Raw genomic sequence first — 18,990 nt, forward strand, 5'->3', positions numbered from 1 at the left:
CAACCAAGACTTCCACACCGGAATACTCTGACAAATTTCAGGGATACTTCTTACATCAATTAGTTTGCCGCGCCGCTAGCTTGCCCTGGCAACTTTTCATGCGCGGCGATCAGGGAGGACGGTATCGCGCTTTGACTCACTTTGCTTAAGGACAAGCCCATGTTCTGCAAAGGCCACTGCGCGCCATTCTCACTGCATATCCCGGCCATTCGTCACGACTTCAAGGTGCTCGCGTTCACTGGCACCGAAGCGATCAGTCAGCTGTACGCATTTCGCATCGAGCTGGTGAGCGAGTACGCGGACTTCGATCTGGAAAGCCTGCTCAGCCAGCCTGCTTTTCTGCAATTCGGGTTAGCGGGCGAAGGCATTCACGGGCGGATCGAAAATGTCATGCTCGGCGAATCGGGAAAGCGCCTGACCCGCTATGAGCTGTCAGTGGTACCGGCGCTGCATTATCTGCAAATGAGCCACGACCAGCGGATTTTCCAGCAGCTGACAGTGCCGCAGATCATCGCGCAAGTGCTCAAAGGGCATGGCATCCAGGCCGATGACTTCACGTTCAATGTCGCCGCCGGTGAGCCTCGTGAGTACTGCACGCAATACGGCGAAAGCGACTTCCTGTTCATCCAGCGCCTGTGCGCCGAAGAGGGTATTGCCTGGCACCACCAGCATTCGCTCGACAGGCATTTGCTGGTGTTCAGCGACAGCCCGGTGTTCGCGCGCAAATTGGGCACCACACCCTTCAGGGTCGATAGCGGCATGGTCGCCGAACACCCGGTGGTCAACCACCTGAGCATGGGCTTCAACACACGTACCAGCACGGTCACCCGCCGCGACTATGACCTCAAGCGCCCAAGCCTGCTGCTGGAAAGCCGCTTCACCGCAGAATTCACGCCGGCTCTGGAGGACTATCGCTATCCACTGCTGATCAAGTCCGAGAAGCACGGCAAACAGCTGGCGCGTCAGGCATTGGAGCGCCATCGCAGCGACTATCAATGGATTGAAGGCAAAAGCAATCAGCCGATTTTGCGCAGCGGTCACCTGTTCGAGCTGAGCGAACATCCCAGGGCCGACTGCAACGAGTTGTGGCTGCTGGTCAGTCTCAGTCACGAAGGCAAGCAACCGGCGGTGCTCGAAGAGGCTTTCAGCAGCGAGGCGAAACCTGCCGATGGTTTTTCCCAGGGTTACCGCAATACCTTCAGGGCCATTCCCGCAGAGGTGGTTTACCGTCCGCCTTTGCCCGCGCCAAGGCCCTTGCTGGTCTGCCAGACCGCGCGCGTTACCGGGCCTCCCGGAGAAGAGATCTTCTGTGATGAATACGGCAGGGTTCGTGTCGAGTTTCCTTGGGATCGCGCTGAACGCAACAGCGAAAAAAGCAGCTGCTGGTTACGCGTAGCTTCCAGTTGGGCAGGTGACGGATTCGGTGCGGTGACCATTCCCCGGGTCGACATGGAAGTGGTCGTGACCTTCCAGGAAGGCGACCCGGACCAACCGCTGATTACCGGCTGCGTCGCCAACAAGGTCAATGCCGTCGCCCATCCCTTGTCGGCGAGTAAAACCCGCACGGTATTACGCAGCCAGAGCTCACCGCGCAATGGCGGCTACAACGAACTGTCGATCGAGGATCGCGCCGGGCAGGAGAAGATCTACCTGCGCGCGCAGCGCGACCTCGAGCAACTGATCCTCAACGACAGCCGCAGCCTGATCACTCGCGACCGCCATGAGCATGTCGGCAATGACAGCACCAGTCTCATCGAGGGCAGGGATTCGCGCACTCATCAAGGACTGCGCAGCACAGTAATCAACGCCGATGACTTGTTGCAGGTCAGCGGTACCAGCAGCCAGACCCTGGGCGCTCTGGTGATCCAGGCCGGCCAGCAGGCGCATGTCACGGCAAGCAACGTGGTGATCGATGCCGGCATGAGCCTGACGCTGTCAGCGGGCGGTCATCACATCGTGATCAATGCCGGCGGGATTTTCAGCAGCGTGCCCATCGTTCAGGGCGGCGCGCCACTGCCGGCTCTCGCACCGCTACAACCGCTGCAAGTTGAGGCCGGCCTGCCAGCTGCGATCAACGCCACGCCGCTGTCGATCGTCAACAGCGCCCGCCAGCAGGCAGCGGATTTTTGCCCGCTGTGCGAAGCCTGCGCAGCGGGTCTGTGCGAGCTGGGAGAAGTCGCATGAGCCCGGTCGAACAATGGTTGCACGCTCAGTCCCGCGCCGGCTGCGATCTGTATCTGATGCTCGACACCGACGGCCACAGCGCAGAGCACGCTGCGTTGACCCGCGACCTCGGCACCGAGCGGTTTCGTCCGCTCTACACCGGCACGCCGGCCGAGTCGCTGGTGCCGACCGGCCCGCTGCTGTTGCAGATCGATACGGCGCAGCATCCCGCGATCCAGACCTTGCTCGCCACGCCCGAGCGCAATTGGGGCTGGCTGGCCAGTGCCCGTCACGTCGAACTTGATCTGCTGGCGGCGCATTGGCGCGATCGCCTGATAACCGGCGAACGTCCGAATCAGGCGGTGTACCGCGTGCATGACAACCGGGTTCTGGGACGTGCGCTGGCGCACCTGCAACCCGAGCACCGCGCGGCGTTTCTCGGGCCATTCAACAGCGTTTGCTATTGGCACGCAGAACGATGGAACGCCATCGACAACCCGGACCCCGGCCACCACCCGCTGCCGATGGATCCGCCGTGGCTGCACACGCCGACCCCGGAACTGATCTACGCCAACGTGCTGTTCGACAACACCCGCCGTTACCTGGTCGGCGAACACACCGAAGCCATGGCCACGCTGGCCGAACAGCTCGACGTCGATGAGTGGCTGTGGGGCCTGATTCAACTGACGCACTTGTGGGGCTGGCAACAACCGGAGCAAGTGCATTTCTTGCTGACCCGCAGTTTGCAGTTACCGGGATATCGGCCAGGCAAATCATGGCTGCCCAAACCCGGTGAAGATCCGGCGATGCATTTTGAGCGGGTATATCAGGAAGCGTTGTATTGGCAGGGAGAAGTAGGTCGATGAGGAACTTGAAACGAGGGTTGATACTGAGTGGTTGCCTGGGATTGCTGGTGGGTTGTACGACGGTGAAGACCCCGAACACCTTTATGTTTGTTCCGGATTTTCCGCCCGGATTCAAATATGAGCTGAAGGCTATCTACATGCCCGCAGCGGGTGAAACCTGCCGCTTGCCAGGGAAGCCGGATTTCTGGGTGAGCTTCAATAAACCCACCATGGAATATGTAAGCACTGCGGAAATCGAGTTGTACAAAACCGTCAGCGATTGTCCGTTGGCGCTCAACAAAGTGGAAATCAAGGTCATCGGCTTTTATGGAAAAGGCCGAAGCAACTTCAGCATGGACTACGCCTCGATTTTCGTACGTCCAGAGTTGCTGGAACGACTAAAGGGCACATTCAACGAGGACGGCCTGGGTGAGTTTACAGGCGAATGCATGTGGTTTTTTCGGACAGTCAGCCCCAAGCGTAACCTAATAAAAATGTTGAGATGTAAAGGAATGGATCAAGAAGGAAATGTAGCCCGGAGCCGCCCTCATGGCGCGTACACACTGGATCAACTCCCAGGAAAAACCGTGAGGTTGAAAATAAACCTAGCGAATGAAGAGCAACCTGGTTGGGGGGACACTTGGGTCCAGGTTCCTGGTGGCTGGAAGCGCTGTATGGGGGAAGGCTATGAGGACCAGCGTGGTTATTGCAATGGAAATTATGAAGACTTCAGCACCTTCAGAATGGTGGATGGACGGATTTGCACCATCTATCCAAGTTGCAACGAAAACACGGACGAGACTCCATGAACGCTGAATCCTTACCGACAAGCGTTACCACCTTCATGCAAGGTGATATCCACGCCTGCCCGATGCGCGGGCATTCGACCAGTTTTCAATTGGTGAATGAGTTCGGAGATGGCACACCCTACGCCGGCTTGGCATATGAGATCACCGACTACGAAGACACCGTTCATACAGGAAAACTGGATGCGAAAGGCTGGGCAAAGGTAAACAACCACCATTGTGGCCCGGTAGTGCTCAAGCTGAATAAGCCTTTTCAAGGAGCAGACGCGCTGTATCGAGACTTGAGAAAAAGACTGGACTACCCCCTCCCCATTACCGAACTCCAAGTCCGCGCCGAAAAGACCCGCTTCTTCCATAAAACAGGTACTCGCACCCAGGCCAATCCGGCCAAGGACCTGCCCGAAACCGATGCGTACTGCCAGGTCGAAGTCAGTGAACTGGTAAAACACATCGCCCACCTGCCGCCGCTGGCTGCTCGTCGCGACCCTCCGAAAAGGGCGGCGCACAAGCTCATGCGATCGGCGGCGAAGTCCAGAGACTTCACGCTCGTCGATAAAACCGCCGCGGATGGCGGACTGCACGCAATCCTGAGTCCGGCGGAAATGGCCACCGTCGAGCTGGGGTTTTCCCCGCCGCCGCCCAAGGGCGTCGCACTGCTGCCGAACAAACACCATGTGCTGGAAGTACGGCCGATGAGAGCGCTACGGCCAATGCTGTCGACAGGCGAGGCGTTCTGCGCGCTCAACCTTTATCAGCTGTCGGTGATGGCGACGCTGAGCTACACCGATTTCGGACAGCAACCCAACACTCAACCGGTGCAGACCGACACGGTAAGCTTTCCGCTACAGCCCAGCAGCGGCAACTGGTTCGGCCACGCGCTACCGCAGTTCGATGAGTTGTGGAAGGTCGATGACTCGCAAACGCAGAAATACTACCCACTGTACGAAGACGTGCCGTATTCGAAACGCCTGGAGGTGGTGCCGTTCGACCCGAACCTTTACCCCGAAGTGAATGACCCCGCGTTGGGCGACGAACAAGAACACCCGGCCAAGTTGCACTGTCTCGATGACCGTAACAAAGACAACAGTACTGATACCCAGGCCTTTATCTGCCACCACGACGAACTGATCCTGATCAGCGTACGCGGTACCAGTGAGATCTGGCCCGACGGCCGGCGTGACGGCGATGCCTATCAGGTTCCCTTTGCCGAAGGAGAAGGCAAAGTGCACCGCGGTTTCTACGGTGGCGCTTTGGCGGCTTATCCATTTATCGTGACTTATCTGGAAAAATTCTACAGCGGGCAAAAGCTGCTGATCACGGGTCACAGTCTGGGCGGTGCAGTTGCACTGATCCTGTCCGAGATGCTGAGACGCAACCTGGAGTTCTCCCCGCAAATCGTGCTCTACACCTACGGCGCCCCCCGCGCCGGCGACACCACCTTCATCGAAAGCGCCAAAGCATTGGCCCACCACCGCATCGTCAATCAGAACGACCCGGTTCCGAGCGTCCCCGCCACATGGATGAATACTTTCGCCAAGCCGAAGGAAATGTATGCGGCCAACGTGGGACTAGTGGCCCTGCATCCAGTTGGAGGTTTCGCATTTCTGATCCTGGGAATGATCAACTTACTGGGAGATGACTATGGGCATCACGGTGATTTGCGTCATTTCATGCCGGTGACATTTGGCGAAGGTCACAAGTCGTCGATTCTGTGGAAACCGGGTTGCAGCACGATCATCGATCACGGCTGCGCCAAGGCCCTGCACGCTACCAACGGCTTACCCGAACGCGAATCGTTTTTGCGGCAGTTGTTCTCCGCAGGTCACCACTCAATGGTCGGCAGCTACATCCCCGGCTGCTGGGCCAGCTTGCGCCGTTGGCAGGAAGCACTGCAGCTCAAGCGTTCGCTGGTGACCAATCGCGAATACGAATGGATCAGCAGCGCCCTGGAGAATATTCAGCAACAGCTGCGGGCCGTTAAGCGCGATCTGCAAAACAACCACCGTTCTTACGTGCGAGAGCAGGAGCGCGCGCACAAGACGCTGATGCTCAATCAGGAAATAGACAAGATCAGCATGACCATGGCCCGCCTGACAGCGCTGCGCAGTCAACGGGTCACCGAGGTCGACGTTTACGGCAGCTATGCCGACCAGCCCGAATGGGTCGAGGAAGGTCTGCTGCGCTGGAACGCCCATCCTGAAAACCTGGTTCAGGAGCAACTGGCGATGATCCCGCCAGCCGCTGAAGACCACGATGCCGCTATCGCCGCGATGACCGGAGGGCATGCGGTTGGCGCGCCGTTTCGGCTGGATATTGATTCGTTCATTTAACTTAATCAGTCAACAAGGAAGTACCGATGTTCTCGTTGTCCCCCAAGTTAAACTTCGTCACTGCAACGCACTCGATCCGCGCTTTGTTATTGGCCAGCTTCATAATATTTGGAACTGGATGCAATTCGTTCTCCAGTTCGGCAACACTGAACATGGACATCCCTGCGAATTTTAGCGTCACCGCCGAAGCGTACTATCAGCCGTTTTCCCCATATTACTGTTACGCGCCAGAAAACTACGCAAGAGACCCCAACCTTGGAGTCAAAAAATTTAAACAACCTTGGCAACCCACTGCGCAGACCGCCAAGTTCAACGTCAAATTACTTCCCAGCATTGGGGGCTGTCTCACGCTCCTCAGCGAAATCAAGATCTGGATCATGGACATGACTGAGGATCCAGAGAAACTTGGCTTAAGCGCCGTCTGGATACATATTAATGACCTGGCAGATGAACCACTGGACGAGCATGGGTCGAACGAGAACTTGCTTTCAGTCGAGTGTAAATATGCGGACTCCCGGTTAAGTAAAGTCTTCAAATATGAATTGGTATGCAAAGGGCAGAGTACGAACGATGAAATTTTGGGCAGGCTACGAATTGAGCAATTCCAGGATAAGCCATTGCGATTAACCGTTCGGATGACCGAGTAGTCGGCGTGCTGCCCGATGCTTAAGTCCCAATGACTGCCGCAAGCTGGCTAGGCAGCTTGGTCATGTCCGCTATCAAACGCAGTCTGAGCGCGAAGGACTGGGGCACAATGATCAAAGGTCACGGCGGAATCCTCGATTGGATGGACTCGATATGCTTCGCGGCACCGCTCTTCTTTCACCTGACGCGTTACTTCTTCTCCGTCTGATCTAGACGAATGCTCCAACCACAAAAAATGGGCACCCGACCGCAATCGGTGTGCCCATTTTTCATTTGCGGTTCTCCCCGTCATTCAGGGGAGCACGCCGCCATCAAGGATTGACGCTGTCTTTCAACGATTTGCCTGGCTTGAACGCCACGGTGTTGCTGGCCTTGATCTTGACCGGTTCGCCGGTCTGCGGGTTTTTGCCGGTGCGGGCGCCGCGGTGGCGTTGCAGGAAGGTGCCGAAGCCGACCAGCGTCACGCTGTCCTTGCGGTGCAGGGCGCCGGTGATTTCTTCGAGGACGGCGTTGAGGACGCGATTGGCCTGTTCTTTGGTCAGGTCTGCCTTTTCGGCGATTGCAGCGGCGAGTTCTGGTTTACGCATTAGTGAAGCCCCTTTGACGGTTTTTTGTTGTTATGTCCGTGCTGTTCTCGTTGGAACAGCGCCCAAGGCGCCGCAGGCTCTACTCTGCGGCAGACGGGAGTGAGAATGGCACGCCGCCAACGGCGGCGCCAGTCTCCCCAAGACCTTTGTCGGGGCAAAAGAGCGGTGTTTGCGACAGAACGACCGGCATTTACGCCAGCAACGGCGGCAGTTGTTTGTTGAGGGCCAGTTTTTCCATGACTGCCCCGCCGGTCAGGGCGTATCCGAGTAACTGACCGTCGGCACTGTGGCACAGCGCTTTGATGTCGGCGCCCTGCCCTTCGACGCTCCAAATGCCTTCGCTGCCCCGTGGCGGCGGCGAAACCACCAGCGGGCACACCGGGGTTTTCACGGTGATCGGCATCGGCCCATAGCTGACCGCGGTCGGGTTTCCGGCGAGGGTTTGCGCCAACGCGCGCGCGCAGCTCATCAGTGGCATCACGTAGAGCAGATTGAGCCCGTCGACTTCGGCGCAATCGCCCAAGGCGTAAATGTTGGCGTGAGAGGTCTTCAGGTAACGATCGACCATCACGCCGCGATTGATCTGCACGCCGGCAGCCGCTGCCAGATCGATGCGCGGGCGCAGACCGATCGCCGAGACCACCACATCGCACGGGATGATCTGACCGTCGGACAGGTGCGCTTCCAGGCCATCGACTACTTGCTCAAGGCGGGTCAGCACCGGGCCGAGGTGAAACTTCGCCCCGATACTTTCCAGCCCGGCCTGCACGGCCGCCGCAGCGGCAGGATGCAAAAGCATTGGCATGACTTGTTCGCACGGCGCGACCAGTTGCACTTCGTAGCCGCCGAGAATCAGGTCATTGGCAAATTCACAGCCGATCAGCCCGGCGCCGAGCAACAACACCCGACGCTTGCCCGCGGCTGCGGCACGAAAGCGCGCGTAGTCTTCCAGATCGTTGATCGGAAATACCAGTTCCGCGCCGTCGCCTTCGATCGGCACGCGCACGGTTTCCGCGCCCCAGGCCAGGATCAGATCACGATAAGGCACGGCTTCTTCACCGATCCACAAGCGTTTGTGGCCGGCGTCGATGCCGCTGATGCGCGTGTGGGTGCGCACTTCGGCCTTCAACTGCTCGGCCATGACGCCGGGCTCGGCCATGCTCAGGCCGTCGGCATCCTTGTTCTTGCCGAAACCGGTGGAGAGCATCGGCTTGGAGTAAGAGCGGCCGTCATCGGCGGTGATCAGCAGCAGCGGGGTTTCGCTGTCGAGCTTGCGAAACTCGCGGGCCAGGTTGTAGCCCGCAAGCCCGGTGCCGATGATGACGACTGGTGCGCTCATGCCTTACTCCTCTATTTGCTTAGTTGATTTCAATCATTTCGAAGTCCATTTTGCCGACGCCGCAGTCGGGGCACAGCCAGTCTGCCGGTACGTCTTCCCAGCGGGTGCCCGCCGCGATGCCGTCATCCGGCCAGCCATCGGCTTCGTTATAGATCAGGCCACAGACGATACATTGCCACTTCTTCATTCAGGTACTTCCTCAGGGTTCAGGCGTAGTGCCGGCGCGGACGGTCGATGGGTGTTGCGCTGCCATCCTGCTCAGGGCGTTTTGTACTGAGGGTGCCGCGCAGATGCAAGCCTGTTCGGCGCAACGGCGGCCGGCGCCGCTCAATCCTGTCGCCTGCCATGGTAAGCTCGCCGCCTCATTTGCGGCCAATAATGACTCATTGTGCAACATTCAAATGCCTGCCCCGCCCCGCTCTGGCTGACCCAAGACCGCCTGACGCCCCGCCCCGATCCGTTGACCCTGGACTGGTTGTTCGACGAAGGTTCGCTGACCCGCCGTTTGACCCGTTTGTCCGAGGATGGCTTCAGCGTGTCGCCGTTGTTCGAAGGCTGGGACACCCTGCGCGCTGATGAATGCGCGGCGCTGGATCTGGCCGAGGGCAGCGAAGGCTGGGTGCGTGAGGTGTATTTGCGTGGTCATGGCGAAGCCTGGGTGTTTGCCCGCAGCGTCGCCTCGCGCGCCGCCCTGCAAGGTGATGGTTTACACATGGATGAACTGGGTAGCCGCTCGCTGGGCGAATTGCTGTTTTGCGATCGCGCATTTCAACGCCGCGCCATTGAAGTCTGCCACTACCCTGAACAATGGTTGCCGCCAGCGGTGCAAGCCCCTGCACTGTGGGGCCGGCGTTCGCGTTTCGACCGTGGCACGCTGAGCGTGCTGGTCGCGGAAATCTTCCTGCCGAGCCTGTGGGACGCCGCCCGCGCCCATCCGGAGAACTGCTGATGTATCAGAGCCTGCTCAAGTCCCTCAACCGTCTGAACCCGCGCGCCTGGGATTTCGTTCAGTTGACGCGCATGGACAAGCCGATCGGCATTTACCTGCTGCTGTGGCCGACATTGTGGGCATTGTGGATTGCCGGCAAGGGCTCGCCGTCGCTGGCCAACGTGGTGATTTTTGTTCTTGGCGTAGTGCTGACCCGTGCCGGCGGCTGCGTGATCAACGACTGGGCCGACCGCAAGGTCGACGGCCACGTCAAACGCACCGCGCAACGGCCGCTGGCCAGCGGCCGGATCAGCTCGAAGGAAGCGCTGGTGTTCTTTGCCGTGCTGATGGGCATCAGTTTTCTGCTGGTGCTGTGCACCAATGCGCCGACGATCTGGCTGTCGCTGGGCGGTCTAGCGCTGGCATTCACTTACCCGTTCATGAAGCGCTACACCTACTACCCGCAAGTGGTGCTGGGCGCGGCGTTCTCCTGGGGCATGCCGATGGCCTTTACCGCCGAGACCGGCGAGTTGCCAGCGGCGGCGTGGCTGCTGTGGATTGCCAACCTGCTGTGGACGGTGGGCTACGACACTTATTACGCGATGACCGATCGTGATGACGACCTGAAGATCGGCGTGAAATCCACGGCGATTCTGTTTGGCGAGGCGGATCGGGTGATCATCCTCAGCTTGCAGGCGCTGTCATTGGGCTGCCTGATTCTGGCCGGGTCGAAGTTCGAGCTGGGGATCTGGTTCCACCTCGGCCTGCTGGTGGCTGCGGGGTGTTATGCGTGGGAGTTCTGGTACACACGCAGCAAGGACCGCATGCGCTGCTTCCAGGCCTTCTTGCACAACCACTGGGCAGGGTTGGCGATATTTGTCGGGATCGTGCTGGATTACGCACTGCGCTAATGCATGACACCTGTGGGAGCGAGCCTGCTCGCGAAGGCGTCATGTCAGTCACCTCTGCGATAACTGACACATCGTTTTCGCGAGCAGGCTCGCTCCCACAGCGTCTGGGTTGCATCTATTTGGCCTTGGCGACTTTCCACGCGCCGTCCATTTTGCCGTCGCCGGTCATGTCGCCGGCCTTTTTGTCCATCACGAAGGTGTACAACGGCATGCCCTGGTAGGCCCACTGCATCGTGCCGTCGTCACGCTTGATCACCGTCCAGTCGCCCATGGATTTGTCACCCGCCTGCGCCATCAACGGCGGCCAGTTTGCCGCGCACTTGTCGTTACACGCGGACTTGCCAGCGGAGTCCTTGGCGAAGGTGTACAGGGTCATGCCCTTGTGGTCGGTGTACATGCCGTCCTTCTCCATCGCCGGATCGGCCGCCATGGCCAGCCCCGGCAATGTCAGGGCGGCGGCCATCAGCAGGGCTTTGAAAGAAGCAGTCATCTGAGTCATGGAAACCTTCTTTTGTGGTTGTCAGGATTCGGACTTAGAGCTTAGTCGAGGATGGGTGCAAATGTTGCCGGCCTGAAATACTGTCACACGACTGCAATAATTCCGTTATCTAATGCGGCGCAAGACAGTTAAATGACAAGAGGATTAAGGCATGGTTGGCAGGAGCATTCTTATCGTCGACGACGAAGCGCCCATTCGCGAAATGATCGCCGTGGCGTTGGAAATGGCCGGCTATGACTGCCTCGAGGCAGAGAACTCGCAGCAGGCTCACGCCATCATCGTCGACCGCAAACCGGACCTGATCCTGCTCGACTGGATGCTGCCCGGCACCTCGGGCATCGAACTGGCCCGGCGCCTCAAGCGTGACGAGCTGACCGGGGACATCCCGATCATCATGCTCACCGCCAAGGGCGAAGAGGACAACAAGATCCAGGGCCTGGAAGTCGGCGCCGACGACTACATCACCAAACCGTTTTCCCCGCGTGAACTGGTCGCCCGCCTCAAGGCTGTGCTGCGCCGCGCCGGACCGACCGATGGCGAAGCGCCGATCGAAGTCGGCGGCCTGCTGCTCGACCCGATCAGCCACCGCGTGACCATCGACGGCAAACCCGCCGAGATGGGCCCGACCGAATACCGCCTGCTGCAATTTTTCATGACCCATCAGGAACGCGCCTACACCCGTGGCCAGTTGCTTGACCAGGTCTGGGGTGGCAACGTCTACGTCGAAGAGCGCACCGTCGACGTGCACATCCGGCGCCTGCGCAAGGCCCTCGGCGACGCTTACGAAAATCTGGTACAAACCGTGCGCGGCACCGGCTACCGGTTCTCCACAAAAGCATGAAAGCAGCTGCAAGCTTTCAGCTACAAGCGGCAAGAAACAGCGAGCCGCTCTGACTTGCAGCTTGTAGCTTGAAACTTGACGCTGCGGCTAAGGACGCCTCTGTGAATCAAAACTGGCATGGCACCCTGATTCGCCACATGCTGTTGCTGGTCACCGCCTGCCTGGTGATCGGCCTGATCACCGGCTATTACGGCTGGAGCCTCGCGGCGGGTCTGGGGCTTTATCTGGCCTGGACGCTCAAGCAATTGCTGCGTCTGCACGAATGGCTGCGCCAGCACCAACCCGACGAAGCGCCGCCCGATGGCTATGGTCTGTGGGGCGAGGTGTTCGACAGCATCTATCACCTGCAACGCCGCGACCAACGGGTGCGCGGGCGTCTGCAAGCGGTGATCGACCGGGTGCAGGAATCCACCGCCGCGCTGAAAGATGCAGTCATCATGCTCGACAGCGACGGCAATCTCGAATGGTGGAACCGCGCCGCTGAAACCCTGCTCGGCCTGAAGACTCCGCAGGACAGCGGCCAACCGGTGACCAACCTGGTGCGCCATCCGCGCTTCAAGGAATACTTCGAGCAGGACAGCTTTGCCGAGCCACTGGAAATCCCTTCGCCGACCAACGATCGCGTGCGCATTCAGCTGTACCTGACCCGCTACGGCAACAATGAACACCTGATGCTGGTCCGCGATGTCACGCGCATCCATCAGCTGGAACAGATGCGCAAGGACTTCATTGCCAACGTCTCCCACGAGCTGCGCACACCGCTCACGGTGATCTGCGGCTATCTGGAAACCCTGCTGGACAATGTCGAAGAAGTGAACCCGCGCTGGAGCCGAGCCCTGCAACAGATGCAACAACAGGGAGGGCGCATGCAGACACTGCTCAACGACCTGTTGCTGCTGGCCAAGCTGGAAGCCACCGACTATCCGTCGGACAACCAGCCAGTGCAGATCGACACCTTGCTGCAATCGATCACCAGCGATGCGCAGCAGTTGTCCGGGGCAAAGAACCAGCGCATCAGCCTCGAGGCCAATGCCGCAGTGCTGCTCAAGGGCAGCGAGGCCGAGCTGCGCAGCGCGTTCTCCAATCTGGTGTTCAACGCGGTCAAGTACACTCCGGCCGAAGGCAACATCCGCATTCGCTGGTGGGGCGACGATCAGGGCGCGCACCTTAGCGTGCAGGATTCCGGCATCGGTATCGACAGCAAACACCTGCCGCGCCTGACCGAGCGTTTCTACCGCGTCGATTCCAGCCGCAACTCCAACACCGGGGGGACCGGCCTCGGCCTGGCCATCGTCAAGCACGTGCTGCTGCGCCACCGCGCGCGAATGGAGATCAGCAGCGTGCCCGGCCACGGCAGCACGTTTACCTGCCATTTCGCCCCGGCCCAGGTGGCCAGCGCACGGGCGATCAGCGCCACCGAGTGACGCCGCCCGGCACACGCCACTAGGCAATCGCACGGTCAGCCGCTACATTGGCTGACTTGTGCCTGCCTTTCAGGCGCTGTTTCTCCCTAATTTCGAATCACACGGAACCCGCAAAACTCCATCATGGACCCTTCCCCTGGCTTGTCCCTCGCAACCATTTTTGCCGACTTCGGCATGATTCTTTTTGCTCTGATCCTGGTTTTGCTCAACGGCTTTTTCGTTGCGGCGGAATTCGCCATGGTCAAACTGCGCTCGACCCGGGTCGAGGCCATCGCTGAACAACACGGCTGGCGCGGACACATCCTGCGCACCGTGCACAGTCAGCTCGATGCCTACCTGTCGGCGTGTCAGCTCGGCATCACCCTCGCCTCTCTCGGTCTGGGCTGGGTCGGTGAACCGGCGTTCGCGCATATTCTCGAGCCGCTGCTGAGCGCAGTCGGCGTCGACTCGCCCGAGATCATCAAAGGCGTGTCGTTCTTCACCGCGTTCTTCATCATTTCGTACCTGCACATCGTGGTCGGCGAGCTGGCGCCCAAGTCGTGGGCGATCCGCAAACCCGAGCTTTTGTCGCTGTGGACCGCGGTGCCGCTGTACCTGTTCTACTGGGCGATGTACCCGGCGATCTACCTGCTCAACGCCAGCGCCAACGCGATTTTGCGTATCGCCGGGCAAGGTGAACCCGGCCCGCACCATGAACACCATTACAGCCGCGAAGAACTGAAACTGATCCTGCACTCCAGCCGTGGCCAGGATCCGAGCGATCAGGGCATGCGCGTGTTGGCTTCGGCGGTGGAAATGGGCGAGCTGGAAGTGGTCGACTGGGCCAATTCCCGCGAAGACCTGATCACCCTCGAATTCAACGCGCCGCTGAAGGAAATCCTGGCGATGTTCCGTCGCCACAAGTTCAGCCGTTATCCGGTGTACGACAGCGAGCGCCAGGAGTTCGTCGGCCTGCTGCACATCAAGGATCTGCTGCTGGAACTGGCCGCGCTGGACCACATTCCCGAGTCGTTCAACCTGGCCGAGCTGACCCGCCCGCTGGAGCGCGTATCGCGGCACATGCCGCTGTCGCAGCTGCTGGAGCAGTTCCGCAAGGGCGGCTCGCACTTCGCCGTGGTCGAGGAGGCTGACGGCAACATCATCGGCTACCTGACCATGGAAGACGTGCTGGAAGTGCTGGTCGGTGATATCCAGGACGAGCACCGCAAGGCAGAGCGCGGCATTCTCGCCTATCAGCCAGGCAAGCTGCTGGTGCGCGGTGATACGCCATTGTTCAAGGTTGAACGTCTGCTGGGCATCGATCTCGATCACATCGAAGCGGAAACCCTTGCCGGGCTGGTTTACGAAACCCTGAAACGGGTGCCGGAAGAGGAAGAAGTGCTGGAAGTCGAAGGCCTGCGGATCATCATAAAGAAGATGAAAGGGCCGAAGATTGTTCTGGCCAAGGTGTTGATGCTCGATTGATGGGAGTTTGGGGGGCTCTTGTGGCGAGGGGATTTATCCCCGTTGGACGGCGCAGCCGTCCCAAAACCATTGAATGCAGTCAGTTAGTACAGAGTTGCAATATTTGGGGCCGCTTCGCGGCCCAACGGGGATAAATCCCCTCGCCACAAAAACCCTCAACACCCTATCGCGCCTACTGCTTGCCCAACGCAAAGTTGGGCAAGGCTCCCAGTGGCTGGTTGAACTGATAGGGAATCGACACCAGCCCCTCTCCGGTATTGCGCTGCACCACGAAGTGCAGGTGCGGGCCGCTGCTGTTGCCGGTGTTGCCCGACAGCGCCAGCGGGCTGCCGACCTTGACCCGCTGGCCTTCGCGCACACTCACCGAACCCTGTTTCAGATGCAGGTACACGCCCATCGTGCCGTCGTCGTGCAGCACCCGGACGAAATTGCCGGAGGCATCGGTACCGCGCCCGCTCTGGGAATTCTCGGTTTTCACCACTACTCCCGCTCGCGCGGCGATGATCGGCGTGCCCACCGGCATGGCGATGTCCATGGCGTAGCGGTTCTTCGGCCCGTAGTGGCTGTATTGGCCGTTGGCGCCCTGACTCAGGCGAAACGGCCCGCCACGCCAGGGCAGCGGATAGCGATAGCTCTGTGCGGTGCCTGCGGGGTCGCCCAGCGAATACTGGAACTGCGGCGAATACACCAGCGGCTGGTCACGGCTGATCGCCGTCAGCAGCGCCAGCCGTGTGTTGCTGCGCGGCGGCAGCACGCGACGGATCGCCCGCGCGGGCACGCCGCGCACATTACTCGTGCCAATGAAGGCCAGGGCAACCTCGACCGGCGCGTACAAATCGTTGCGCGCAAACACCACGTCGACGCCTTTCTGCTTCTTGATGTCCAGGTACACCTGGCGGTCGAGGCGCTCGACCATACGGTCCTGAAACACGAACACCTTTGCGCCTTTGCTCGGGCGGTCGCTGTACGAGACCACGCCGTTGGCATCGGTGGATTTGTAGATGGTCATGGCCATCGCCAGCTGGGAGGCCAGGCAGAGACCGCAGAAAAACAGCAGGCGCGCGAACATGGGCAAAAGTCTGTCGAAGGAAGGCCTGGGAATCAGCCTAGCAGCTGAGACAGACCAGGCTAGTCGACAGATGTTTCAAATGATCGTCCCCACGCTCTGCGTGGGGATGCAGCCCGGGACGCTCTGCGTCCCCTGCACAGAGGACACGGAGCGTCCGGTTGAGGCATTCCTTTGCTGCGCGTGGGAACGATCAGAGCACGGGAGACAAGTGGTGTTTTGGCTGGCCCCTTCGCGAGCAGGCTCGCTCCCACATTTGGAATGCGTTCCAGGGTGGGAGCGAGCCTGCTCGCGAAGGCGGCCTATCGGGCGACGAAGCTTACGCGCCGGGTACGAAATGCTTCTGCGCCGTGCCCCGGGCGATCAGGCGCGAGATGTAGTCGAGCTTCTGCGCATCCTGGTCGACAAAGCGGAAGGTCAGTTGCAGCCAGTCGCTGTCGGCTTTCTGCTCGTGGGCGACGATGGCGTGCAGGTAACCATTGAGCCGCGCGATCTCGGCGTTGTCGCCCTGCTCCAGATCGAGCACGGCGCTGTCGAGGATCTGCGGCAGGGTCTCGGTGCGCTTCACTACCAGCAGCGCCTCCTTGATGCTCAAGGCCTTGATCACGCATTGCTGGGTACCGCTCGGCAGGCGCAACTGGCCCTGCCCACGACCGCCCACCGGCGCCTTGGATGCACCGGGCGCCTGAACTGGCGGGCTGTTGAGCAAACCGCGCGACGGCGCAGCGGCTGGAGCGGGTGCAGTAGCGGCAGCGGCAGGCCTGGCCGCAGCGCCGCCGACCACGGCAGGCTTGCCGCCGGTCAGTGCGCTCAGGGAATCGTTGCCGAATGCCGAATTCATCTTGGTCGGCGCGCTGTTCATCAAGGTGTCGAGCTTGCCGACCTTGTTCAGTGCCTGCTTGACCTTGGTCAGCAGCTGCTCGTTGGTGAACGGCTTGCTGACGTAACCGGATACGCCGGCCTGAATCGCCTGCACGACGTTTTCCTTGTCACCACGGCTGGTGACCATGACGAACGGCATGGTCTTGAGGTTGTCCTGCTCGCGGCACCAGGTCAGCAGTTCGAGGCCGGACATTTCCGGCATTTCCCAGTCGCACAGCACCAGGTCGAAAGCCTCTTTGGCCAGCATCGCCTGGGCCTTTTTGCCGTTGATGGCGTCCTCGGTGCGGATCCCCGGGAAGTAATTACGCAGGCACTTTTTCACCAGGTCACGAATGAACGAAGCATCGTCCACGACCAACACACTGATCTTGCTCATCCAACACCCCTATTAAAATCCCGGCAAGCATAACGCTGGCTGATGGCACATTGCCAAAACTCTTCAGTCACGCCGGGACTTTTCGTTCGCGGGTGCTGCTTTTAATACGAATCCGCTTCTGAAAAGCAGAAACAAAAACGCCCGGCCAGAGGGCCGGGCGCTTTTCTCAGGCAATCTTACTTATCGTCAGCTTCGCCCGGAACATTAGCGGTTTCAGCGCTTGTGCCTTCAACTTCTTCTTTCATGCGCTTGAGGCCCATGTGGCGCACGTCGGTGCCGCGCACCAGATAGATCACCAGTTCGGAGATGTTGCGCGCATGATCGCCGATGCGCTCCAGTGAACGCAGGACCCAGATGATGCTCAGCACCCGCGAGATAGAGCGCGGGTCTTCCATCATGTAAGTGGCCAGCTCACGCAGGGCGGTTTTGTATTCGCGGTCGATGATCTTGTCGTACTGCGCCACCGACAAGGCCAGATCGGCGTCAAAACGCGCGAAGGCGTCCAGCGCATCACGAACCATGTTGCGCACCTGGTCGCCAATGTGACGGACCTCGACGTAACCGCGCGGCGCTTCACCTTCTTCGCACAACTGGATGGCGCGGCGGGCGATCTTGGTGGCTTCGTCGCCGATACGCTCGAGGTCGATCACCGATTTGGAAATGCTGATGATCAAACGCAGGTCAGAGGCTGCCGGCTGACGACGGGCGAGAATGCGCAGGCATTCTTCGTCGATGTTGCGTTCCATCTGGTTGATCTGGTCGTCGATCTCACGGACCTGCTGAGCCAGGCCGGAGTCGGCCTCGATCAGCGCCGTGACCGCGTCGTTGACCTGCTTCTCGACCAGCCCGCCCATGGCAAGGAGGTGGCTGCGCACTTCCTCCAGTTCAGCGTTGAACTGCGCGGAAATGTGATGGGTAAGGCCTTCTTTGGAAATCATTGTTCGCTCCGCGAAAGTTGCAAGCTTCAAGCAGTTATGTATAAGTCCTGATATCGCACCAATTCTTTCTTGCCGCTTGAAGCTTGCGGCGTGCAGCTGCTGCAATCAGCCATAGCGACCGGTGATGTAGTCTTCGGTCTGCTTCTTCGCCGGATTGGTGAACAGGGTATCGGTGTCGCCGAATTCCACCAGTTTGCCCATGTACATGAACGCGGTGTAGTCGGACACCCGTGCCGCCTGTTGCATGTTGTGGGTAACGATGACGATGGTGAATTTGGACTTCAGCTCGTAGATCAGCTCTTCGACTTTCAGCGTCGAGATTGGGTCGAGAGCCGAGCACGGTTCGTCGAGCAGCAGCACTTCCGGCTCAACCGCGATGGTGCGCGCGATCACCAGACGCTGTTGCTGACCGCCGGACAGGCCGAGGGCCGAGTCGTGCAGGCGGTCTTTGACCTCGTCCCACAGTGCTGCGCCTTTCAACGCCCACTCAACGGCTTCATCGAGAATGCGCTTCTTGTTGATGCCCTGGATGCGCAGGCCATAGACCACGTTTTCGTAAATGGTCTTCGGGAACGGGTTGGGCTTCTGGAACACCATGCCGACGCGACGACGCAGTTCGGCAACGTCTTCGCCCTTGCGATAGATGTTGTTGCCGTACAGGTTGATCGCGCCCTCGACACGGCAGCCGTCGACCAGATCGTTCATCCGGTTGAAGGTACGCAGCAGCGTCGACTTACCGCAGCCGGACGGGCCGATGAACGCCGTCACGCGCTGTTTCGGGATGTTCATGCTGACGTCGAACAGTGCCTGTTTGTCGCCGTAGTAGAGGCTCAGGCCCGGCACTTCGATGGCGACGGTTTCCTGCGCCAGGTTGAGGCTCTGCTTGTCGCGGCCCAGGGCAGACATGTTGATGCCGTGGCTGTGTGTTTCGTGCTGCATGGGTCTC

18 protein-coding genes and 1 pseudogene are annotated in these 18,990 nt (G+C 59.8%); 11 read left to right on the top strand and 8 right to left on the bottom strand.

Annotated features, from left to right (window positions below):
- Window positions 1–159: 159 nt before the first annotated feature.
- The 6 genes and pseudogenes from tssI to AB9L16_RS25695 all read left to right on the top strand — a co-directional run.
- Window positions 160–2,184 (top strand): type VI secretion system tip protein TssI/VgrG, encoded by a 2,025-nt coding sequence (gene tssI, locus AB9L16_RS25670; protein WP_375122879.1) that lies wholly within the window; start codon window positions 160–162, stop codon window positions 2,182–2,184.
- Window positions 2,181–3,029: a DUF4123 domain-containing protein gene (locus tag AB9L16_RS25675; RefSeq protein WP_252879114.1), complete on the top strand. Its 849-nt coding sequence runs from the start codon at window positions 2,181–2,183 to the stop codon at window positions 3,027–3,029. Before tssI ends, AB9L16_RS25675 begins: the two co-directional genes overlap by 4 nt.
- Window positions 3,026–3,817 carry a hypothetical protein gene (locus tag AB9L16_RS25680; protein ID WP_252868481.1) on the top strand — a complete coding sequence of 264 codons (792 nt, stop codon included), beginning with the start codon at window positions 3,026–3,028 and terminating at the stop codon, window positions 3,815–3,817. The genes AB9L16_RS25675 and AB9L16_RS25680 overlap by 4 nt, the downstream gene beginning before the upstream one ends.
- Window positions 3,814–6,144: a lipase family protein gene (locus AB9L16_RS25685; protein ID WP_375122880.1), complete on the top strand. Its 2,331-nt coding sequence runs from the start codon at window positions 3,814–3,816 to the stop codon at window positions 6,142–6,144. Before AB9L16_RS25680 ends, AB9L16_RS25685 begins: the two co-directional genes overlap by 4 nt.
- Before the next feature lie 26 nt (window positions 6,145–6,170).
- Complete coding sequence (locus AB9L16_RS25690) at window positions 6,171–6,791, top strand: hypothetical protein (RefSeq protein WP_375122881.1); 621 nt, start codon at window positions 6,171–6,173, stop codon at window positions 6,789–6,791.
- Between the two features lie 44 nt (window positions 6,792–6,835).
- A pseudogene (locus AB9L16_RS25695) lies at window positions 6,836–6,997 on the top strand (phosphatidate cytidylyltransferase); the annotation flags it as partial.
- 103 nt (window positions 6,998–7,100) lie between these two features.
- Here the strand turns inward: AB9L16_RS25695 and AB9L16_RS25700 are convergent.
- The 3 genes from AB9L16_RS25700 to AB9L16_RS25710 all read right to left on the bottom strand — a co-directional run bounded on the left by AB9L16_RS25700 (window position 7,101) and on the right by AB9L16_RS25710 (window position 8,902).
- Window positions 7,101–7,376: an HU family DNA-binding protein gene (locus AB9L16_RS25700; RefSeq protein WP_003213368.1), complete on the bottom strand. Its 276-nt coding sequence runs from the start codon at window positions 7,374–7,376 to the stop codon at window positions 7,101–7,103.
- A gap of 190 nt (window positions 7,377–7,566) precedes the next feature.
- Window positions 7,567–8,715 (bottom strand): NAD(P)/FAD-dependent oxidoreductase, encoded by a 1,149-nt coding sequence (locus AB9L16_RS25705; protein ID WP_375122882.1) that lies wholly within the window; start codon window positions 8,713–8,715, stop codon window positions 7,567–7,569.
- A gap of 19 nt (window positions 8,716–8,734) precedes the next feature.
- Entirely contained in the window at window positions 8,735–8,902 is a 168-nt protein-coding gene (locus AB9L16_RS25710) for a rubredoxin (protein WP_016772491.1), read from the bottom strand.
- A gap of 201 nt (window positions 8,903–9,103) precedes the next feature.
- Between AB9L16_RS25710 and AB9L16_RS25715 the strand changes: the two genes are divergently transcribed.
- Together AB9L16_RS25715 and ubiA are read left to right on the top strand one after the other, a co-directional pair.
- A complete protein-coding gene (locus tag AB9L16_RS25715; RefSeq protein WP_041476602.1) occupies window positions 9,104–9,664 on the top strand; it encodes a chorismate lyase in 561 nt (186 codons plus the stop codon).
- A complete protein-coding gene (gene ubiA / locus AB9L16_RS25720; protein ID WP_056790919.1) occupies window positions 9,664–10,554 on the top strand; it encodes a 4-hydroxybenzoate octaprenyltransferase in 891 nt (296 codons plus the stop codon). Before AB9L16_RS25715 ends, ubiA begins: the two co-directional genes overlap by 1 nt.
- A 115-nt stretch (window positions 10,555–10,669) precedes the next feature.
- Here the strand turns inward: ubiA and AB9L16_RS25725 are convergent, their stop codons facing one another.
- A complete protein-coding gene (locus AB9L16_RS25725) occupies window positions 10,670–11,053 on the bottom strand; it encodes a hypothetical protein (protein WP_252877130.1) in 384 nt (127 codons plus the stop codon).
- Between the two features lie 151 nt (window positions 11,054–11,204).
- Here AB9L16_RS25725 and phoB point away from each other — a divergent pair, with 151 nt between their 5' ends.
- From phoB to AB9L16_RS25740, 3 genes are all read left to right on the top strand, one after another.
- Window positions 11,205–11,894 (top strand): phosphate regulon transcriptional regulator PhoB, encoded by a 690-nt coding sequence (phoB, locus tag AB9L16_RS25730; RefSeq protein ID WP_007896474.1) that lies wholly within the window; start codon window positions 11,205–11,207, stop codon window positions 11,892–11,894.
- Window positions 11,895–12,031: 137 nt separating this feature from the next.
- Window positions 12,032–13,318, top strand: coding sequence for a phosphate regulon sensor histidine kinase PhoR (gene phoR, locus AB9L16_RS25735; protein ID WP_240997448.1), 1,287 nt, complete (start codon window positions 12,032–12,034; stop codon window positions 13,316–13,318).
- Window positions 13,319–13,441: 123 nt separating this feature from the next.
- A complete protein-coding gene (locus tag AB9L16_RS25740; protein ID WP_016772486.1) occupies window positions 13,442–14,782 on the top strand; it encodes a hemolysin family protein in 1,341 nt (446 codons plus the stop codon).
- A 172-nt stretch (window positions 14,783–14,954) separates the two neighbouring features.
- On the opposite strand, the gene AB9L16_RS25745 is transcribed toward AB9L16_RS25740, so the two are convergent.
- From AB9L16_RS25745 to pstB, 4 genes are all read right to left on the bottom strand, one after another.
- On the bottom strand, window positions 14,955–15,851 hold the full coding sequence (locus AB9L16_RS25745; RefSeq protein ID WP_150742875.1) for a M23 family metallopeptidase: 897 nt from the start codon (window positions 15,849–15,851) through the stop codon (window positions 14,955–14,957).
- 316 nt (window positions 15,852–16,167) lie between these two features.
- Complete coding sequence (locus AB9L16_RS25750; RefSeq protein ID WP_056790928.1) at window positions 16,168–17,106, bottom strand: response regulator; 939 nt, start codon at window positions 17,104–17,106, stop codon at window positions 16,168–16,170.
- Between the two features lie 176 nt (window positions 17,107–17,282).
- Window positions 17,283–18,044, bottom strand: coding sequence for a phosphate signaling complex protein PhoU (gene phoU, locus AB9L16_RS25755; protein WP_016772483.1), 762 nt, complete (start codon window positions 18,042–18,044; stop codon window positions 17,283–17,285).
- A gap of 105 nt (window positions 18,045–18,149) precedes the next feature.
- A complete protein-coding gene (gene pstB / locus AB9L16_RS25760; RefSeq protein ID WP_041476597.1) occupies window positions 18,150–18,983 on the bottom strand; it encodes a phosphate ABC transporter ATP-binding protein PstB in 834 nt (277 codons plus the stop codon).
- Window positions 18,984–18,990: the final 7 nt, after the last annotated feature.

Origin of the sequence: Pseudomonas sp. LW8, assembly GCF_041956865.1 — a bacterium.
Taxonomy (GTDB): Bacteria; Pseudomonadota; Gammaproteobacteria; order Pseudomonadales; family Pseudomonadaceae; genus Aquipseudomonas; species Aquipseudomonas siliginis.

Coding starts and splice junctions, on each gene's coding strand:
- tssI (WP_375122879.1), top strand. CDS start 160: ATGTTCTGCAAAGGCCACTGCGCGCCATTCTCACTGCATATCCCGGCC.
- AB9L16_RS25675 (WP_252879114.1), top strand. CDS start 2,181: ATGAGCCCGGTCGAACAATGGTTGCACGCTCAGTCCCGCGCCGGCTGC.
- AB9L16_RS25680 (WP_252868481.1), top strand. CDS start 3,026: ATGAGGAACTTGAAACGAGGGTTGATACTGAGTGGTTGCCTGGGATTG.
- AB9L16_RS25685 (WP_375122880.1), top strand. CDS start 3,814: ATGAACGCTGAATCCTTACCGACAAGCGTTACCACCTTCATGCAAGGT.
- AB9L16_RS25690 (WP_375122881.1), top strand. CDS start 6,171: ATGTTCTCGTTGTCCCCCAAGTTAAACTTCGTCACTGCAACGCACTCG.
- AB9L16_RS25700 (WP_003213368.1), bottom strand. CDS start 7,376: ATGCGTAAACCAGAACTCGCCGCTGCAATCGCCGAAAAGGCAGACCTG.
- AB9L16_RS25705 (WP_375122882.1), bottom strand. CDS start 8,715: ATGAGCGCACCAGTCGTCATCATCGGCACCGGGCTTGCGGGCTACAAC.
- AB9L16_RS25710 (WP_016772491.1), bottom strand. CDS start 8,902: ATGAAGAAGTGGCAATGTATCGTCTGTGGCCTGATCTATAACGAAGCC.
- ubiA (WP_056790919.1), top strand. CDS start 9,664: ATGTATCAGAGCCTGCTCAAGTCCCTCAACCGTCTGAACCCGCGCGCC.
- AB9L16_RS25725 (WP_252877130.1), bottom strand. CDS start 11,053: ATGACTCAGATGACTGCTTCTTTCAAAGCCCTGCTGATGGCCGCCGCC.
- phoB (WP_007896474.1), top strand. CDS start 11,205: ATGGTTGGCAGGAGCATTCTTATCGTCGACGACGAAGCGCCCATTCGC.
- phoR (WP_240997448.1), top strand. CDS start 12,032: ATGCTGTTGCTGGTCACCGCCTGCCTGGTGATCGGCCTGATCACCGGC.
- AB9L16_RS25740 (WP_016772486.1), top strand. CDS start 13,442: ATGGACCCTTCCCCTGGCTTGTCCCTCGCAACCATTTTTGCCGACTTC.
- AB9L16_RS25745 (WP_150742875.1), bottom strand. CDS start 15,851: ATGTTCGCGCGCCTGCTGTTTTTCTGCGGTCTCTGCCTGGCCTCCCAG.
- AB9L16_RS25750 (WP_056790928.1), bottom strand. CDS start 17,106: ATGAGCAAGATCAGTGTGTTGGTCGTGGACGATGCTTCGTTCATTCGT.
- phoU (WP_016772483.1), bottom strand. CDS start 18,044: ATGATTTCCAAAGAAGGCCTTACCCATCACATTTCCGCGCAGTTCAAC.
- pstB (WP_041476597.1), bottom strand. CDS start 18,983: ATGCAGCACGAAACACACAGCCACGGCATCAACATGTCTGCCCTGGGC.